This window comes from Microcoleus sp. A006_D1 (assembly GCF_036702805.1).
Lineage (GTDB): Bacteria > Cyanobacteriota > Cyanobacteriia > Cyanobacteriales > Microcoleaceae > Microcoleus.
Window position 1 is genome coordinate 1 of record NZ_JAUBVZ010000009.1, and the last position, 17076, is coordinate 17076.

Below are 17076 nucleotides of genomic sequence, written 5' to 3' on the forward strand. Positions count from 1 at the left end.
CTGTTTGAAGATGGCGAAGGTGCAAACACTTTCCCAGCTTTTAACCCAACTCAGTCTGAAGAAACCTACTCGATGGTTACAGCTAACCGTTTTTGGTCGCAAATCTTCGGAATTGCGTTCTCTAACAAGCGCTGGTTGCACTTCTTCATGTTGTTCGTCCCTGTCACAGGCTTGTGGATGAGCTCATTGGGCATCGTCGGTTTAGCATTAAACCTGCGGGCTTATGACTTCGTATCACAAGAACTTCGCGCTGCTGAAGATCCTGAGTTTGAAACGTTCTACACTAAGAACATTCTGCTTAACGAAGGTATTCGTGCTTGGATGGCTCCAACTGACCAACCGCACGAAAACTTCATCTTCCCTGAAGAAGTTCTGCCTCGTGGTAACGCTCTGTAATCAGCGCGATCTCTCAAAAAATCCAACATTTTGAAAGGATAAGATCGATAATTTAAATTTTATCCTCAATGTTTAAAAAGCTCCTGCCGAGCGATCGGCGGGAGCTTTTTATTTTATTTGTGACAATACCAACGTTCGGGGCCGCATGGGGATTTTGCCAGGTTGCTAACTCAACAACAGTTAAATTCTGCCTTTGATGAATCTAGCGGACTTTCGCTGCACCCGACGACGCCGCATTTGTCAAGCTTCTGTCTGGCAAAAAATCGAGCTTTTGAACGGATCGCACATTTCCCGCTCCACACCCCGCCCCACAGCCCAGCTTCTGGATCGAATATTTGCAATCCGTTCAAAAGCTCGATCCAGAAGCTGGGCTGTTGAGATAGATCGAAAACCTTACCGATAGATTAATTTGCCCGCATTTTGCAAAAATATCAATTTGCATCCCCCCACTTCTAATTTCTTGTGCTATTCTAATAATTGTGACTACTGGAATGATACTCAGAACGCAGGTTCTTTCGGTTACGCTGGCAAGGGCTAGCGCACAAATACTCACACCAAATCTTGTATTTGGGTGAGGTGCGTTCAAATATTAAACCATTTAGCTAATCCCGGAGGTGATGCCCATGATAGGTAGTAAACTCATGGGTCATCAGATTGGAAACTACCGGCTGTGCGCCGGGGCCGCTCACTAGCAGCCAGCCGTCGTTGCCAACTGGAAACGACTTCCACGGGGAACCAGGCTGAGCTAGGGATTCTCCCGGCAGTCAGGTTCTAATCTGAAGACCCGCTAGACCGCTCTCACCTCAAATAGTGTTAAATCTTGAGTGTTAAAACTTGAGGCTCAATACTATTGGTGAGAGCGGATAGTTTTTGGTCAGATTTTCTACAGGTGGGTAGTTAATCTGCCAAAAAGCTCATCCCAAAATAAAATAAAAATTATGGCTGACCTACTTAACGATACTGAAATTCAAGAGCGCACCAGTCAATTATCGGGCTGGAGGGTTGAAGACAAGCAACTGCGGTGTACCCGGAAATTTAAAGACTTTATTGCAGCGATCGCCTTTGTGAATAAGTTGGTCGCCCCCTCAGAAGCCGCAGCACATCACCCAGACATAGAAATCTCCTACAACAAAGTTACACTTAACTTGACAACTCACGATGCCGGAGGCTTAACTGAGAAAGACTTTGCGCTAGCTCAAGAGATTTCTACGTTAGATTAAAAGAGTTCCCGTTTTCGTAACAGGAGCCACGGCATCTAGCGACAGTCCCAAGAGCAGAAAGTTCGCCAATAAAAAATCGACTCTGGGTTAGAATCGGGTGTGAGAAAGTCGAGATGCAAAAAGTCCAAGGTATTAAAGGCTATTCGCCATCATCCGACCATGATCGTATTTGAAAGGCCAGAGTTTAAGAACGAATCTGCTGTAGAAAAAACCGATCTGATAGAAAAGCTTTTGGATATAGGCGCGGCTCTGTCGAGCGCCCAAGATTTGGGCGAATTGTTAAACTTAATTTTATCCAAAAGCCGGGAAATTACCTACAGCGATGCGGGGAGCGTTTATTTAGTAGATCACAGCGACGAAAAATCAAAGTTGCTGTTCAAAGTAGCCCAAAACGGTTCTAAACCCAGACTGTCGTTTAAGGAGTTTGCTCTGCCCCTGACAGACAAAAGCTTAGCGGGATACGTGGCGATTACAGGTCAAAGTTTGAACCTGTCTGATGCTTATAACTTGCCCAACGGCGTACCCTACCAGCTAGATACCAGTTTTGACAGGGATATTAATTACCGCACTTGCTCGGTAATGGTGCTGCCGATGCAAAACCGACAGGGGGAGACAATCGGCGTACTGCAACTGATCAACCGCAAAACAAAGGCAGATGCGGTGCTGACAGCCGACAATGCTTGGGAATCGACGCAGCAGTATTCGGAGTGGGAAGAAAGGATAGTTCGATCGCTGGCATCTCAAGCAGCAATCTCGATCGAGCGAAATCAACTCCAAGAAAGCATAGAACATTTGTTCGAGGGCTTCGTAAAAGCAAGTGTGCAAGTCATAGAAGCCAGAGACCCCTGTACCTTCGGTCATTCAGAACGAGTCGCAGCCCTAACAGTACGCCTGTCAGAAGAAGTAAACGCCGTCAATAGCGGATGGCTGCGCTCTGTTTACTTTAATCCCCGCCAAATTCAAGAAATTCGCTACGCCGCCCTGCTGCACGATTTTGGGAAAATCGGAGTGCCAGAAGCAGTTTTGACTAAGCAGAAAAAGCTATACCCGGCACAGCTAGAAATCATCCGCCACCGCTTTGGCTTAGCTCAGCGGACGATGGAAATGGAATGCGTCCAGTCTAAATATAAATACTTGCTAGAGCATTCAGCTTACCGCAGACACCCGAGCGAGGAGTCTGAGTGCGCTCAATGCCAAGAAATCGAACAGCTAGACACGGTGCTAGCAAATGGCAAAACCAGATTGGCAGAATACTGGGAAGTCTTGTTGGAAGCCAACGAACCTCACATTTTGGCAGAAGAACCGCTAGCTCAACTGCGAGAACTTTCCCGGCAAACTTACAGAGATATCGACGGGGCAATTAAACCGCTGCTGAGTCCTGACGAAATCGTGCAATTGATGGTGTCGAGGGGCAACCTGACAGCGGAAGAACGATCGGCAATAGAATCTCACGTAACTCACACTTACGAATTTCTCAGCCAAATTCCTTGGACAAAGGATCTAAAAAATGTGCCCCAAATAGCCTACGGACACCATGAAAAACTAGACGGCACAGGTTATCCGCGAGGTCTGAAACACTCAGAAATCCCCATTCAAGCGCAATTGATGACGATTGCCGATATTTATGACGCCCTGACAGCAGGCGATCGCCCCTACAAGCGAGCTCTGCGAACTGAGGCAGCGATGCAAATTTTGCGACAAGAAGCCGCTCACCACAAAATCAACGCTGATTTGTTAGAACTATTCGATCACTGTCGCGTCTTTAGCGTTCTCGGACACAGCTTGGAGGTTAAAGTCGAATCAGCCTAGACGACTCCAGGCGACTGTGCTAGAAAGTAAATAGACGGCGATCGGGCGCGATCGGAGTGTCAGAAGTCAAATCAACCAACAGCCAAAGTCTTGTAAGGTTTTGAGGCGGTTGATTGCAGGGTAAAAAACAGGCTCTGTGCAGCCGCAAGTCCCATCTAGACGCTTAGTCAGCCCGAAAGAATCAAAAGAAAAAGTTAATTTTGGATCTCTTTTTAAACTATGCTGGTGTGGCAACTACTGACCGCATAGAAGACCAGAAAATTTTCTTTGTAATCGGTGTGAGGAGGAGAGTGAACATGACAAAAATTTTGTGGAGATATCTACTAATCAGCCCAGCAGTCTTGGGAGCTACCCTAGTAGTTTCTTCAAGGGCGATGGCAGCAGACACTCAGCAAGCTGCTGATGCGCTCAAGCCTCAAGCTGCCAAAACTGAAACGGCTGAAAGCTTTGACGCGAAAGTCAATACTTTAGCTGCTGTTTCCGAAACTACTGCTGCCGAGGAGCCTGTCACAGAAATTTCCCAAGCTGCAAGCCGGGAAACCCAGCCAGGGATTGCAGATGCTAGCACGGCTGCAACGGGCAGCGCGATCGCCGCAGCTAACACAGATCCTGGAGTGGCAAATCCCCAAGCTGCATCACAATCTGCAAGTGAATATGAAGCCGCCAGGCCAACAGTCGCTCAACCAGTAGAAATTGCAGCCCCAGCAGCTACCGCTGTCCCAGAGATCCTCGGCGCAGCTCAATTAGAAACAACTGCCCCGACAGTGGCACAGCCGGCACAACCAAGTGTGGCTTCTCCGGCTGAATCTGTAGCCCAAACTGCTGCACCACAAGCTCAAAACCCAGCCACCACATTAGAGCAGCTCAACGAGTACAGCAGCGAAGGTACTGCCGATGGCGAAACTCAAGCTCAAGTTACCTCAGTATCTCAACTTTCCGACGTGCGCCCGACAGACTGGGCATTCCAAGCACTGCAATCCCTAGTCGAGCGCTACGGCTGTATTGCCGGGTATCCCGACGGCACATTCCGCGGCAACCGGGCAATGACCCGCTACGAATTTGCCGCCGGTTTAAACGCTTGCTTAGACAAAGTTAACGAGCTAATTAGAGCTGGTACGACCAACTTAGCGACCAAAGATGACTTGGCAGCCCTCCAACGGCTCCAAGAAGAATTTGCAGCGGAACTGGCAACCCTGCGCGGCCGGGTCGATGCTCTGGAAGCTCGGACATCCGAACTCGAAGCCAACCAATTCTCAACTACTACCAAGCTGACTGGGGAAGCAATTTTTGCCCTCAGCGACGACTTTGGTGGCAATGACGGTTTGTTGGGCAGAAACAACACCAGAATCGGCAGCGGTAACAATGAAACCGTCTTCCAACAGCGGGTACGTCTCAATTTAAATACGAGCTTCACCGGCAGAGACTTGTTGCTGACCAGGCTTCAAGTCGGCAACGGTCGCAACTTCAATTTTGGGGCTACCAGCGAAGGTACTCAAACTTGGAATATAGTCGGCAGAACCGATAACGTTTTTGCCCTAGACAGCTTGCTGTACAAGTTTCCTCTGTCCGCGCGGACGAACGTTACCATTGCAGCCAACGCTGGCGTTTGGGACGACATTATTCCGACTGTCAACCCTTACTTTGAAGACTTTGACGGCGGCAACGGCTCGCTGAGCGCGTTCGGACAGCGCAACCCGATTTACCGCTTGGGCGGTGGCGCTGGTATCGGCTTTGACTATGCCTTCGGTGGCAGGGGCTTGCTGGGCGGCGTGTTCGGCCCGACTTCTCTGTCCTTCGGTTATTTGGCGTCAAATGCAGCCAGTCCCGCCAAGGGTGCAGGCTTGTTTAACGGCGACTACGCGGCGATGGGCCAGTTGACTTTTACCCCCGGACGCAACTTGCAAGTTGCTTTCAACTACAACCACGGTTACTTTAGCCGAGGTAACTTCGGGTTTGACAACGGTTTGGGGAACGGGGCCGGCAATCTCGGCGGTTTCACTGGTACCGGCGTGGCTAATTCCCTCAACGGTTTGAGCGAAGGTTTTGGCGGTGCCAACGGCTTCCGCGCTCGTAAAGTTGTCAGCAATTCTTACGGCGCTCAGGCTTCGTTGCGCCTGAATCCCAGATTTATACTGGGGGGCTGGGCCGGTTTAACTAATGCTCGCATTCTCGGCATCGGCGATGCGAGAATTTGGAACTACGCTGTCACATTGGCTTTGCCTGATTTAGGGAAAGAAGGCAACTTGCTGGGCTTTGTGGTAGGTCGCGAGCCTTACTTGGATAAACTTGAGGCTGCAAGCAATTTGCGGAGTTTCCGCAATGATACTTCGTGGCACGTTGAAGGGTTCTACAAGTACCAGCTTACGGATAACATCTCTCTGACTCCAGGCGTCGTTTGGATTACGAACCCGAATCAAAACCGCCGTAACGATGACATCATTATTGGTACTCTGAGAACTACTTTCACGTTTTAAGAGCGGTTAGATGAGGCAGGGCGGGTGATACCCTCTCTGCTGACAATTAACTACTAAATGCCAAATTTAGCTCTGCCTCGGGCAGGGCTTTTTTGTGCGCTGGACGAGTTCAGTGCTGCTATATTGGGTGAAAGTCGATTAAGTTCAGTGGAAAACCGGAGTATAATAAGAACTTAGGGGTTAGAATTTTTAACTCAACACTGAGGAGAATTTTAATATCTGACTTCAAAGTTGAGAATTCTGGTATGTGAAGCAATTATGGTGGAACTCTCCTGTAAAAGCGAATACGCAATCTTAGCTTTGCTGGAGCTGGCCGATTGCTACGATGAGGGCGAACCCCTGCAAATTCGCCAGATAGCGGCTCAGCAAAATATTCCAGATCGATATCTAGAACAGTTGCTGGCTACTATGAGACGCTGCGGGCTGATTCGCAGCCAGCGAGGAGCTAAGGGCGGTTATATCTTGGCGCGAGAACCGTGGAAAATTACACTCCTAGAAATTATCAACTGTCTCGAAGGTTCAGAGTTCGATCGCACTCAAAAAGACTCGCCTGCTCAAACTGTAGAAAGTGCGGTGATTTGGGAAGTTTGGCAAGAAGCTCGATCGCAAGCCAACTTGGTTTTGCAAAAATACACGCTACAGGATCTGCGCGAAAAACGCAATGGCAGGCGGCAGCTCGATATTATGTATTACATCTAGTTAAGCTGGCGCGCGTCTAATTCTCAAAATCCTGTTTTTTGACGCCAGAGTGGGGTGGGCATCTTGCCCGCCCTAAAAGTTAAATCTCAATGCAGAATAGCTGAGTATTGCCAACTAGAAATTAACATTGACTTTCAACAACCAACTGACAAAGATTATGCGTATTGCTGGCGACATTACAGAATTGGTGGGGCACACGCCCCTGGTGCAACTCAACCGCATTCCCCAATCCGAAGGCTGCTTGGCTCGGATTGTGGTAAAACTCGAAGGCATGAATCCGGCAGCATCCGTAAAAGACCGGATTGGTGTCAATATGGTGAATCAAGCCGAGGCAGAAGGGCTGATTACTCCAGGCAAAACGGTTTTAGTAGAACCGACATCTGGCAATACCGGAATTGCTTTGGCCATGGTGGCGGCGGCTAAGGGCTACCAGTTGATTTTGACAATGCCGGATACGATGAGCACGGAACGCCGATCGATGCTGCGGGCTTACGGGGCCCAACTCGAACTGACTCCCGGCATTGAGGGGATGAGCGGCTGCATCCGCCGCGCTCAAGAGATTGTGGACAAAACTCCGAATGCTTATATGTTGCAGCAGTTTCGGAATCCAGCGAACCCAGAGGTGCACCGTTCGACAACGGCTGAGGAAATTTGGGCAGATACCGACGGCGAAGTCGATTTCCTGATTGCTGGAGTCGGCACTGGCGGTACGATTACGGGTATTGCAGAGGTGATTAAGTCGCGGAAACCGGAGTTTAAGGCGATCGCCGTTGAACCGGCTAACAGTCATGTACTGTCGGGCGGAAAGCCGGGGCCTCACAAAATTCAAGGTATCGGTGCTGGTTTTATCCCGCCGGTGCTGAATGTGAATGCGATCGACGAGGTGATAGTTGTTAGCGATGACGAGGCGATCGTCTACGGGCGCCGCTTAGCCAGAGAAGAAGGACTTTTGTCAGGTATTTCCAGCGGTGCGGCACTCTATGCAGCCTTGAAAGTCGGCAAGCGTCCGGAGAATGCAGGGAAATTGATTGTGATGATTCAGCCTAGCTTCGGCGAACGCTATCTCAGCACTCCATTATTCCAAGATCCAGAACTCAATCTGGCGGTAGCTGTCAACTAAACTAGCCTCCGGCGTGAGTTGCAGAAACTAAAAGCAGGGCGTACAGTGTACGCCCTGCTCGGCTTTGTTGTGTGTAATCCGGAATGCAAGTCCTTCTTAACTGAACTCCGCATAGAGAGGACTGAAGTCATCACTACAAACTTTCAAATAATCAATATTTTTCTAAAATGGATTTATTATAATAATTGGAAAACAAAGGTTTTTTACCTATAATCTTTGGCATTTATATCAGACAAATAACTAATATATTAGCAAGTAATGATATTTTTGTCAAGCCGTTTTTCGCAGATCATCCAGATTTCAAGGAAATAACAGCGTGTCTTCCGTTACCAATCACTACAGAACCCTAAAGATTAGCCCAACAGCAACACAGGCCGAGATTAAACAAGCATACCGCCGTTTAGTCAAAATATTTCATCCAGACAGCCAAAGCTCAACAGCCGGTCACGAAGAGATTATCCGCCTCAACGCAGCCTATGAAATATTAGGAGACGCTCAACACAGACAATCTTACGATCGCCAAATTTCCCAGCCAAGCGAACAGCAATCACCCTGGGCGCCAAACGTCAGCCGCCAGCAAAAACAAACAGCACGCGACGCCGACGAACAAATGGAACAATGGCTGATCAAAGTATACAAACCAGTCAATCGAATGCTCAACAGCATCTTGAAGCCGCTTAAAAAAGAAATAAACGAATTGTCAGCAGATCCGTTTGATGACCAACTGATCGAAAAGTTTCAAACTTATATCGAAACTAGCCGCGACTTTCTTTCAAAAGCTCATAACTTTCTGAAAGCGATGCCCAATCCATCTAATGTAGCCGGAGTTGCAGCGCATCTCTACTACTCCATCAATCAAGTCGGCGATGGCATAGAAGAATTGCATTTATTTACGCTAAATTATGACGATCGCCATTTGCACACAGGTCAAGAATTGTTTAGGATTGCCGCTAGATTGCGGCGGGAAGCACAGGAGGAATTGAAATTTAAAAGTTAGTTAGTTGAAAGAAAGGGGAAGAGGGGGAGAGGGGGAGAATGGGAGAGGGGGAGAGGGGGAGAATGGGAGAGGGGAAGAATTGCCCAATTACCAATTCCCGATTCCCAATTCCCAATTCCTAATGACTAATGACTAATGACTAATGACTGAGAAAGAGAAAGAGGGCGGGTTTAGCCATTTTTTTAGTCATTTGTATCATATATCTTTAGCTAAACCCGCCCCTACAAAGGGCGGGTTTAGCCATTTTTTTAGTCATTTGTATCATATATCTTTAGCTAAACCCGCCCCTACAAAGTCAAATTCCAAAAAGAACTTGAATTCGCTTCCGAATTTTAATAAAAGGAGTTTGTTCCAGAGAGTCGTCATCTAACAATCCCAAATCTCTCAAAGCTTGCTGGCGTTCAGACAATTTTTGAGCAATCTGATCTGCCAAATTCGGCTGTTCTATTAAAAGTTTTTGCAAGTCGTGGCGTTCCACCACAAACAAAATTGCATCTTCGCTAGTTTTAACAGTCGCGGTTCTCGGAGTTCCCAACAGCAAAGATATTTCCCCAAAAAACTCGCCCTCGTGAAGTGTCGCAATATACTGATCGGCTTTTTGAGAAAGAACTTCTACAGCACCAGAAAGAATAATATAAAAAGAATCGCCCGGGTCATCTTCTTTACATACAACCTGTCCCGCTGGAAACAGTTGTCGGTAGCCGTATTCAATTAACTGTCGCAGTTCTAAATCCGTACACTGTTCAAAATAAGTTACTCGCCGCAACAAATCTCGCAGCGTCCAATTATTAGGCGATTTAGCCCCGGGCTTTTTATGATCGGAAACCGTAGGATTTGATTTTATTTCTGCTGAATGTTTGGCATTCTGCGGAAAAACTTTGCCGTTGGAATGATCGTCTTTGTTATTGTTGTAAAAAAGTTTAGTTAACTCTTGCGGGTTTCGCAGCCACAAATCCCGCTGGGGAAATGGAATTTCGATATTTCGGTGGCGCAATTCGTAATCAATTAAAAAATTGACCGCACTTTTAATGGCATCGCTTTCCTGCGGCTGGTCAATCCAAACTAAAAGTTCAAAATTTAAGGCGTTATCTCCAAAACCGCGAAACCATACTTTAGGAGAAGGATGGGACAAGACATTAGATTCCATCCGCGCCGCAATTAACAGCGCTTCGGTAACTATTACTGGGTCAGAACCGTAAGCAACGCCGATGGGGATGTGGAGGCGGCATCTGGGGTCTCTGTAACTCCAGTTAATAATGTTGGTTTCGACAAATTTAATATTTGGGATAATCACAAATAGTCCGTCAATTGTCTTAATAATTGTGGAGCGAATCGAAATTGTTTCTACTGTTCCTAATAAGTTGTCTATTTCAATAAAATCTCCGACTCTAATTTGGTGCTCGAATAGCAGGGTAAGACCGCTGATAAAGTTGCTGGCAAGATTTTGCAAGCCGAAGCCGAAACCAATGCCGACAACGCCAGCTAAGACGGTGAGAGAAGTGAGGTTGATCCCGGCACCTTGCAGGACGAATATACAGCCAAGAGTTGCTAAAATATAGCTGATGATGGTGGAAATTGCTTCTCGACTGCCGCGATCCAATCCCATCCGAACTAGCAGGCTGCGCTTGATTCCTTCACTGAGGAGACGAGCTATAAAAAAGGCAAGTATAGCTAAGATTATCAGTTGGACGATCGCGCCAATCGACAGATGAGTGTCCCCGATATAAAATAGCGGGGTTGTCATCGCACCCCAAAAATGTTCAAAAAAGCGATCGGCTGATTCAGTAATCCAATTCATTAATATTTGGTAATGAGTAATTGGTGATGGCTAAGGAGTGATGAGTTTTGGTAGCAACTGAACCGCAAACGGCTAAGTATTGCAGAGCTTAGACTGAAAACTCGAACTGTGGAGTGTCCAGTGTTGCAAAAAAGGTGCGCGCAGGCGCAGCTATCCCTCTTGGCTGAATCGTACTTTGTCAAAGACTGGTAAGTGATGCGCTAGCAACCGATCGCGAGAAACTATTTTGTAGCGGTATTTTCGGCCGGATATCTGTGTTGTGCGGCAAAATCAGCTTTGGGGAGCGATCGGCGACGTGTTGCCAATATCTGAAAAATTGGTAGAAATTCATCTAGAGCACCCTCAAATTATCGAAAAATTCCAGCGAAAATTGGTTTATCCTTAAGAAGTAAGTCCTTTACAGAACTTAACAAGCTTACCTTACTTGACTTTTATGCAGTGCATCATCAATCGTCGGGCACAGTTTTCGGCGAGTCATCGGTACTGGCTACCGGAGTTGAGCGAAGCCGAGAACTTTGAGCGGTTTGGCCCAACAGCCCGCGCACCGGGACACGGACACAATTACGTTCTTTACGTTTCCATGATAGGAGAACTCGACGAGTACGGCATGGTGCTCAACCTGTCTGATGTCAAGCACGTCATCAAGCGGGAAGTTACCAAGGATCTCGATTTTTCCTACCTTAACGAAGCATGGCCGGAATTTGAGCAGACTCTGCCAACTACCGAAAACATAGCACGGCAAATTTGGCTGCGACTAGCTCCTCATTTGCCGGTGAGCAAAATTCAATTGTTTGAACACCCCGAACTTTGGGCTGAATATTTAGGAAACGGAATGGAAGCTTATCTAACTCTGTCTACTCATTTTAGCGCCGCCCATCGGTTAGCTCGTCCCGATTTGAGCTTTGAAGAAAACTCGGAAATTTACGGTAAATGTGCTCGTCCGAACGGTCACGGTCACAACTATCATTTAGAGGTGACTGTTAAAGGAGAAATTGATGCGCGGACTGGGATGATTGCTGATTTGGGAGCTTTGCAAAAAGCTATTGACGATTATGTTGTTGAACCCTTCGATCACACTTTTTTAAATAAGGATATTTCTTATTTTGAGCAGGTTGTGCCGACGGCGGAGAATATTGCGGTTCGGATCGGGCAATTATTGCGATCGCCCGTTCGGGAATTAGGCGCCGAGTTGCACAAAATTAAGCTGATTGAAAGTCCGAATAATAGCTGTGAAATTTACGGTGCAGATTTAGATGTAGCCGATGTCGCGCGCCAGCAACCATCAGCGGTTTTAGCTGGGGTTTAGAGTTAAACATCGGGTTGGTTGGGGCGGGTTCACCCGGATGTTTGGCTAATTGTGTAAATTGGTGAAGCCGCCCCGACGATTTCGAGGGTGATTCCGAGGGTTATTCAACCGGATGAGGGGCGAGAATATATTTTTTGACAAAAGTTCTAGAGCCAGAATTATTGGCACTTTTCCTGACAAGTCAGACGCAGCCCGTATTTTGGAGATAGTAGGCCAGCATTCCTCATCTCAGTTATTCTAACCGCCCAGAGTATGAGGTCGATCGCCCGATCGCTGACAAACAAGCACTAATTTCTCCTAGGTGAGTTGACGTTTATGCGAGTCTCAAATGTAGCTCTCTTGACTCTGGCCGCCCTCGCATCCCAGAATTTAACTGCTAACACTAGCGCCGCTCCTGCTGCACCTCCCGTCTCTGGTGGGACACCGCAGGCTAGCAACTTTGTTGATGCCATAAATAATATCGCATCCCGTCCGGCGGAGTCAATTAGCGCGCCTGAGACGATCGCCCACGAACAATTTTCCCCAAGAATTGCGGTAAAATCGCAGACTGGTTTGCTGGTAGCGGCGGTGCAACCGGAGTTGTCTGCTGGTGCAAAAACCAAGGCGAATACTCCTGCTGCATCCGGCGATGAACTAACAAAATCTTTACAACAAACCTGGCTGACTAAATTAATCGAAACCGGGGTTAAAAGCAATCCTCAAGCTCGGGACGGTTTCGACTTTCTTTCCCCGCAGACTGGCAGTGCTGAATCTGGATACGGTTTTAATAATACTATAAATCTGCTGAATATTTTGCTGATTCTCGGTACTGTATTTCCACCTGTGACAATCGCGTTTTTTTGGGCGATCCGTCGGCTGGTAGTGAGACAGTTGGTTGCGGATGCCAATCAAAGATTGCAGGGCATTGGCGTGTTGGAATCAGAGCTGATTAATTCTAGCCAACTGACTCAAAAATTGCGGGATGAATTAGAAGCGCAATTAAGTGCAGCTAAACAATCCATAGATTTTTTAAGTAGAGAAACTGAAATTTCTAAATCTTCCGTCGAGCAAATTGAGACTCTCAAATCTCAATTTCTGATGCACCTGCAAGTTTTGCTGACCGAAGTTTACGAGAAGAAATCGCAAATTGTTCAAGAAATTTCCCAACTTCCGGCAGTTGTTGCCAAAGAATCTGTAAAACTCGCACCTCAACCGCAGTCAAACACTTCCCCAAATTCGGCAAATGTACCTAGCGACGCCGAAAATTTGATTGCTGACGATTATATCAAGCAAGGCGAAGGGCTTTATTTTGAAGGCAATTATGATGAGGCAGTAGTCTGCTTTGAAAAAGCAATTCTCAAGAATAATAATTTGGATGAGGCTTGGTATTGGCGCGGAAATGTGTTAATAAAATTGCAGCGTCACGAAGAAGCACTCGCCTGTTACGACCAAGCAATATTAATTAAACCGGATGGCTGGGAAGCGTGGTATAATAAAGCGAATTTGCTGGCAAAATTGCAGAAGTACGAAGAGGCGATCGCCAGTTACGAGCGAGCAAGTAGCAGCGAGTCCCACAAATACGCTTGTTGGCACAGCATAGCAGCTTTGTTGGGTAAGTTGCAGCATTACGAAGAGGCGATCGCCAGTTACGATCGCGCCCTGGCTATCAAAACAACCGACAGCGAAATTTGGCACAACCGAGGCGCGATGCTAGGTAAAGTACAGCAGCACGCAGCAGCAGTCGATTCTTACGATCGCGCTCTGGCTCTCAATGCCAATAGATACGAGACTTGGTACAACCGAGGTAATATGCTGTGGAGATTGCTGCGCTACAGCGATGCGATTGATTCTTACGATCGAGCTCTCGGCATCCGGGCCGACAAATACGAAGTTTGGTACAATAAAGGCGCAGTGCTGGGAAAAATGCAGCGCTATCAAGATGCGATCGCATCCTACGACAAAGCAATTGCCATTAAACCGCAGGATTTTGAAGTGTGGCACAACCGAGGCGCAGCTTTGGACAAACTGTCGCAGCACGAAGCAGCAATTGCATCTTACGAATCAGCAATCGCCTTGAATTCTGAGTGTTACGAGGCTTGGTTTGGTAAAGGCGAATCTTTGACAAAAATGCAGCGTCATCAAGACGCGATCGCAGCTTACGAAAAAGCGATCGCGCTCAAGCCGGATTCCTACGATGCTTGGCACCACTTGGGTACAGCTTTGTCACAATTAAATCGTTACGAGGAAGCAATGGCAGCTTACGATCGGGCGATCGCCATCAAGCCGGAAAATGCTGAAGCTTGGCGCGATCGAGGCGCAATCGCCTCAGAATTAAAGCAAGATACAGAAGGATTTGCTACTGGCGAAAAAGATACTTAAAACCAGTCACAATCCGATGAATATTCGGACAGTTAGTTAGGCGTAAGGTGCACGCGGATCGGTGCACTTTTTTTTGGCAAGGTTTACGCGGAGGCGTGTAGCAATTTTTTTGCTCGCTCAAATATTTACAGAAACTTTGAAATATTGTCCTGAAAGTGGTTGAGTCAATAGAAACATATAGCTAAACTGTTAGCAGTATTTGCAATCGGCAATCGGCATTATTTTCTAAACTGAATAGGTATTAATTCTGATCTAACAGAATATTAAAATTTCGGGAACATTGCGACAGCATTCTCATTCTCCACTCTTAACAGGACATCAAAGCGGAAATACAGTTGCAAAAATAGCACGACAGCATAAAATTGCACATAGAGATTACCTTATGGGGTAAAAAAGTATACTAAATACTGACATAAGTACCCGGTTTTTCTCCAAGTCATCTGTTAATTAAAATACCGCAATCTTACCCTGCACAATCTCTACAGGTGCTTCTACCACAAGCAAAAAAAATTAACCTGTGGAGTTAAAAAAACAATGGCAAACATAACAGGAACTCTCGGCCCCGATGTAATGCCGGGAATCTTACCCGACGGTCGCACAATTGGCCTGGGAAACTTACTGGCAGACGACACCATCAGCGGCCTTGACGGCAATGATGCGATCAATGCAGGGCCAGGAAATGACCTGGTATACGGTGGCCCCGGCAACGATATTCTGAATGGCAATGAAGGCGACGATCAAGTATACGGCGGCAAAGACGACGACCAAGTTTACGGCGGCAAAGGCAACGACTTAGTTAGAGGCGACATCGGCAATGACAGCGTTTTCGGCAATGACGGGAACGACAGTCTGTTCGGCGGCAAAGACAACGATACGATGTTCGGCGGCAAAGGCAACGACTTGATCCTGGGCGACCTCGGCGACGATGTACTCTACGGCGACCTCGGTTCTGATACGATGAGTGGCGGTGGTGGAAATGACATTTTTGCGATCGGGCGAGTCGGCGACGGCAAACCCACAGCCACCACCGGCGGCCCCGGAGTCCCCGATGCCGACGTAATTACCGACTTCCGAGTCGCCGGCAACGATGTCATCCAACTATTCGGCGGCCTGCAATTCAGCGATTTGCAGTTCATCGACGGCACCGGTTCCAACGGCATTAGCATCGGCAACACCCTGATTCGCGATACCGGCACCGGCGAGTATTTAGTCAACATCCAAGGTTTGAGCGCAGCCCAACTGAGCGCGAACCCGGCTTGGTTCCAATCGGCTGGATTCCCGACACCAACGCCAACGCCAACACCAACGCCAACACCGACACCGACACCGACACCGACTCCTGCAAGTGTCTTCAGCTTTAGCGCAAATAATTACTCTACTCCCGAAGGCAGTCCCGCTACAGTCACAGTGATTCGCACGGGCAATACTTCCTCCCCTGGAAGCATTGATTTCGGCACTGTGGACGGTTCAGCACTTTCTACCGGCTCGGCTGCTGACTACACTGCTGCTACGGGAAGTCTGAACTTTGCGGCAGGACAAACTAGCGCGACTTTCACTATCCCAACTCTGAATGACGCCATTACCGAAGCGCCCGAAACCGTGAATGTCTTCTTGAGCAATGGCAATGTGGGTACTGTCAATCCAGCCACGGTGACGATTTTTGATGCTTCAACCTCGGTATCACCAACTCCGACACCGACTCCGATTCCGACTCCGACTCCAACGCCTGCAAGTGTCTTCCAGTTCAGCCAGCAGAGTTACACTGTCAGCGAAGGTGGCCAGGCTACGATTACAGTTACTCGCACCGGTGGGACGGGTGCAGCAACAATTAACTACGCCAGTGTTGACGGTTCGGCTACTTCTAGCGGGACTGCGCCGGATTACACGGTGGCGGCGGGTTCCCTGAACTTTGCGCCGGGGCAAAATAGCGCGAGTTTCACTGTCCCGGCGTTGACTGATGCGATTACTGAAGGCCCGGAAACTGTGAACTTGGTTCTCAGTGGCGGCAGTGTTGGCAGCAATCCGGCAATCTTGACGATTAATGATGTGGCGCCGACTCCGACTCCGACTCCGACTCCAACGAGTCCGACTCCAACTCCGACGACAGCGACTACTGGGCCTAGTATGTTCTTCTTTAGTGCCGCGACTTACAGCGGCAACGAAGGTAGCACTGTGAATGTGACAATCAATCGCTCTGGGGATTTGACAAAGGCAGGAACAATTCTATTTAGCACTGCTGACGGTTCGGCCACAGCTTCTGGCCCTGATTATGTCCCTGTCAGCAATGTGTCAGTGAACTTTGCTCCCGGTCAAGCTAGCGCGACAGTCGGCGTACCCATCCTCAATGATACGGTGCCGGAATTGACTGAGACTGTGAACTTATTCCTGAGCGGCGGCTCTGTAGCTAGTCCGTCAGCAGCAGTCTTATCGATTCTTGACAGCAGCGGTGGGCCAAGCAATGGATTCTTCTACGGTTCGGCTCCTGCCCCTGTGGCGGACTCTAGCACTGGAGCGTTTACAATCAACCGGACAAGCGGTGTCGGTGCTGGAGCGATCGACTTTTTGATCGCCGCACCTGGTGGTGGCCAACCCCAAAATCTTACGGACTACTTTATCACTGGCCCTGCTGTAGTCCCCAACGCTACCGGCGGCACCGTGAATTTTGCTAACGGGCAAACTAGCGTCAGCCTGACAATTAACAACATAACTGGTTTGACTGCTGGTAATGTCAACTTAGGTTTCGGCGCTGGTTCGATCGCTACTCCAGCATCAACCTCGATTACTCTGCTTTAGGACTATTAGTAGAGCAATGCTTGCTCTACTAATAGGTTTCTGGAGTGCAGTTAAACTATTTTAGTTTAAGATTTGCCATTTAAGTTTTCCTCTTTTCGCCGCTCTA

The 17076-nt window shown here is 48.0% G+C and carries 11 protein-coding genes and 1 pseudogene; 10 read left to right on the top strand and 2 right to left on the bottom strand.

Annotated features, from left to right (window positions below; translation table 11 throughout):
• From QUB68_RS17280 to QUB68_RS17310, 7 genes and pseudogenes are all read left to right on the top strand, one after another.
• A pseudogene (locus tag QUB68_RS17280) lies at positions 1 to 396 on the top strand (photosystem II D2 protein (photosystem q(a) protein)); the annotation flags it as partial.
• A 938-nt stretch (positions 397 to 1334) separates the two neighbouring features.
• Positions 1335 to 1616 (top strand): 4a-hydroxytetrahydrobiopterin dehydratase, encoded by a 282-nt coding sequence (locus QUB68_RS17285; protein ID WP_332994714.1) that lies wholly within the window; start codon positions 1335 to 1337, stop codon positions 1614 to 1616.
• A gap of 159 nt (positions 1617 to 1775) precedes the next feature.
• On the top strand, positions 1776 to 3425 hold the full coding sequence (locus tag QUB68_RS17290; protein WP_332994716.1) for an HD domain-containing phosphohydrolase: 1650 nt from the start codon (positions 1776 to 1778) through the stop codon (positions 3423 to 3425).
• Between the two features lie 296 nt (positions 3426 to 3721).
• Complete coding sequence (locus tag QUB68_RS17295; RefSeq protein WP_332994719.1) at positions 3722 to 5899, top strand: iron uptake porin; 2178 nt, start codon at positions 3722 to 3724, stop codon at positions 5897 to 5899.
• Positions 5900 to 6157: 258 nt separating this feature from the next.
• A complete protein-coding gene (locus QUB68_RS17300) occupies positions 6158 to 6598 on the top strand; it encodes an Rrf2 family transcriptional regulator (RefSeq protein WP_332994722.1) in 441 nt (146 codons plus the stop codon).
• Positions 6599 to 6755: 157 nt separating this feature from the next.
• Positions 6756 to 7718: a cysteine synthase A gene (gene cysK / locus QUB68_RS17305; RefSeq protein WP_332994724.1), complete on the top strand. Its 963-nt coding sequence runs from the start codon at positions 6756 to 6758 to the stop codon at positions 7716 to 7718.
• A 316-nt stretch (positions 7719 to 8034) separates the two neighbouring features.
• The gene (locus tag QUB68_RS17310) at positions 8035 to 8715 is read left to right on the top strand and encodes a J domain-containing protein (protein WP_332994725.1); all 681 of its coding nucleotides are present in this window, start codon (positions 8035 to 8037) and stop codon (positions 8713 to 8715) included.
• Positions 8716 to 9010: 295 nt separating this feature from the next.
• Here the strand turns inward: QUB68_RS17310 and QUB68_RS17315 are convergent, their stop codons facing one another.
• Together QUB68_RS17315 and QUB68_RS17320 are read right to left on the bottom strand one after the other, a co-directional pair.
• Positions 9011 to 10513, bottom strand: a complete 1503-nt coding sequence (locus tag QUB68_RS17315) for a cyclic nucleotide-binding domain-containing protein (protein WP_332994727.1) — start codon at positions 10511 to 10513, stop codon at positions 9011 to 9013.
• A 178-nt stretch (positions 10514 to 10691) separates the two neighbouring features.
• The gene (locus tag QUB68_RS17320) at positions 10692 to 10844 is read right to left on the bottom strand and encodes a hypothetical protein (RefSeq protein WP_332994728.1); all 153 of its coding nucleotides are present in this window, start codon (positions 10842 to 10844) and stop codon (positions 10692 to 10694) included.
• Positions 10845 to 10946: 102 nt separating this feature from the next.
• Here QUB68_RS17320 and QUB68_RS17325 point away from each other — a divergent pair, with 102 nt between their 5' ends.
• The 3 genes from QUB68_RS17325 (at position 10947) to QUB68_RS17335 (ending at position 16970) form a co-directional block, all read left to right on the top strand.
• Entirely contained in the window at positions 10947 to 11819 is an 873-nt protein-coding gene (locus QUB68_RS17325; protein WP_332994730.1) for a 6-carboxytetrahydropterin synthase, read from the top strand.
• A 315-nt stretch (positions 11820 to 12134) separates the two neighbouring features.
• Entirely contained in the window at positions 12135 to 14177 is a 2043-nt protein-coding gene (locus QUB68_RS17330; RefSeq protein WP_332994732.1) for a tetratricopeptide repeat protein, read from the top strand.
• 534 nt (positions 14178 to 14711) lie between these two features.
• A complete protein-coding gene (locus QUB68_RS17335; protein WP_332994735.1) occupies positions 14712 to 16970 on the top strand; it encodes a Calx-beta domain-containing protein in 2259 nt (752 codons plus the stop codon).
• Positions 16971 to 17076: the final 106 nt, after the last annotated feature.

Bases quoted from the DNA above. Each gene is read 5' to 3' on its own strand.
- QUB68_RS17330 (WP_332994732.1), top strand. From the start codon at position 12,135: ATGCGAGTCTCAAATGTAGCTCTCTTGACTCTGGCCGCCCTCGCATCC.
- QUB68_RS17295 (WP_332994719.1), top strand. From the start codon at position 3,722: ATGACAAAAATTTTGTGGAGATATCTACTAATCAGCCCAGCAGTCTTG.
- QUB68_RS17300 (WP_332994722.1), top strand. From the start codon at position 6,158: ATGGTGGAACTCTCCTGTAAAAGCGAATACGCAATCTTAGCTTTGCTG.
- QUB68_RS17285 (WP_332994714.1), top strand. From the start codon at position 1,335: ATGGCTGACCTACTTAACGATACTGAAATTCAAGAGCGCACCAGTCAA.
- QUB68_RS17320 (WP_332994728.1), bottom strand. From the start codon at position 10,844: ATGAATTTCTACCAATTTTTCAGATATTGGCAACACGTCGCCGATCGC.
- cysK (WP_332994724.1), top strand. From the start codon at position 6,756: ATGCGTATTGCTGGCGACATTACAGAATTGGTGGGGCACACGCCCCTG.
- QUB68_RS17290 (WP_332994716.1), top strand. From the start codon at position 1,776: ATGATCGTATTTGAAAGGCCAGAGTTTAAGAACGAATCTGCTGTAGAA.
- QUB68_RS17335 (WP_332994735.1), top strand. From the start codon at position 14,712: ATGGCAAACATAACAGGAACTCTCGGCCCCGATGTAATGCCGGGAATC.
- QUB68_RS17325 (WP_332994730.1), top strand. From the start codon at position 10,947: ATGCAGTGCATCATCAATCGTCGGGCACAGTTTTCGGCGAGTCATCGG.
- QUB68_RS17315 (WP_332994727.1), bottom strand. From the start codon at position 10,513: ATGAATTGGATTACTGAATCAGCCGATCGCTTTTTTGAACATTTTTGG.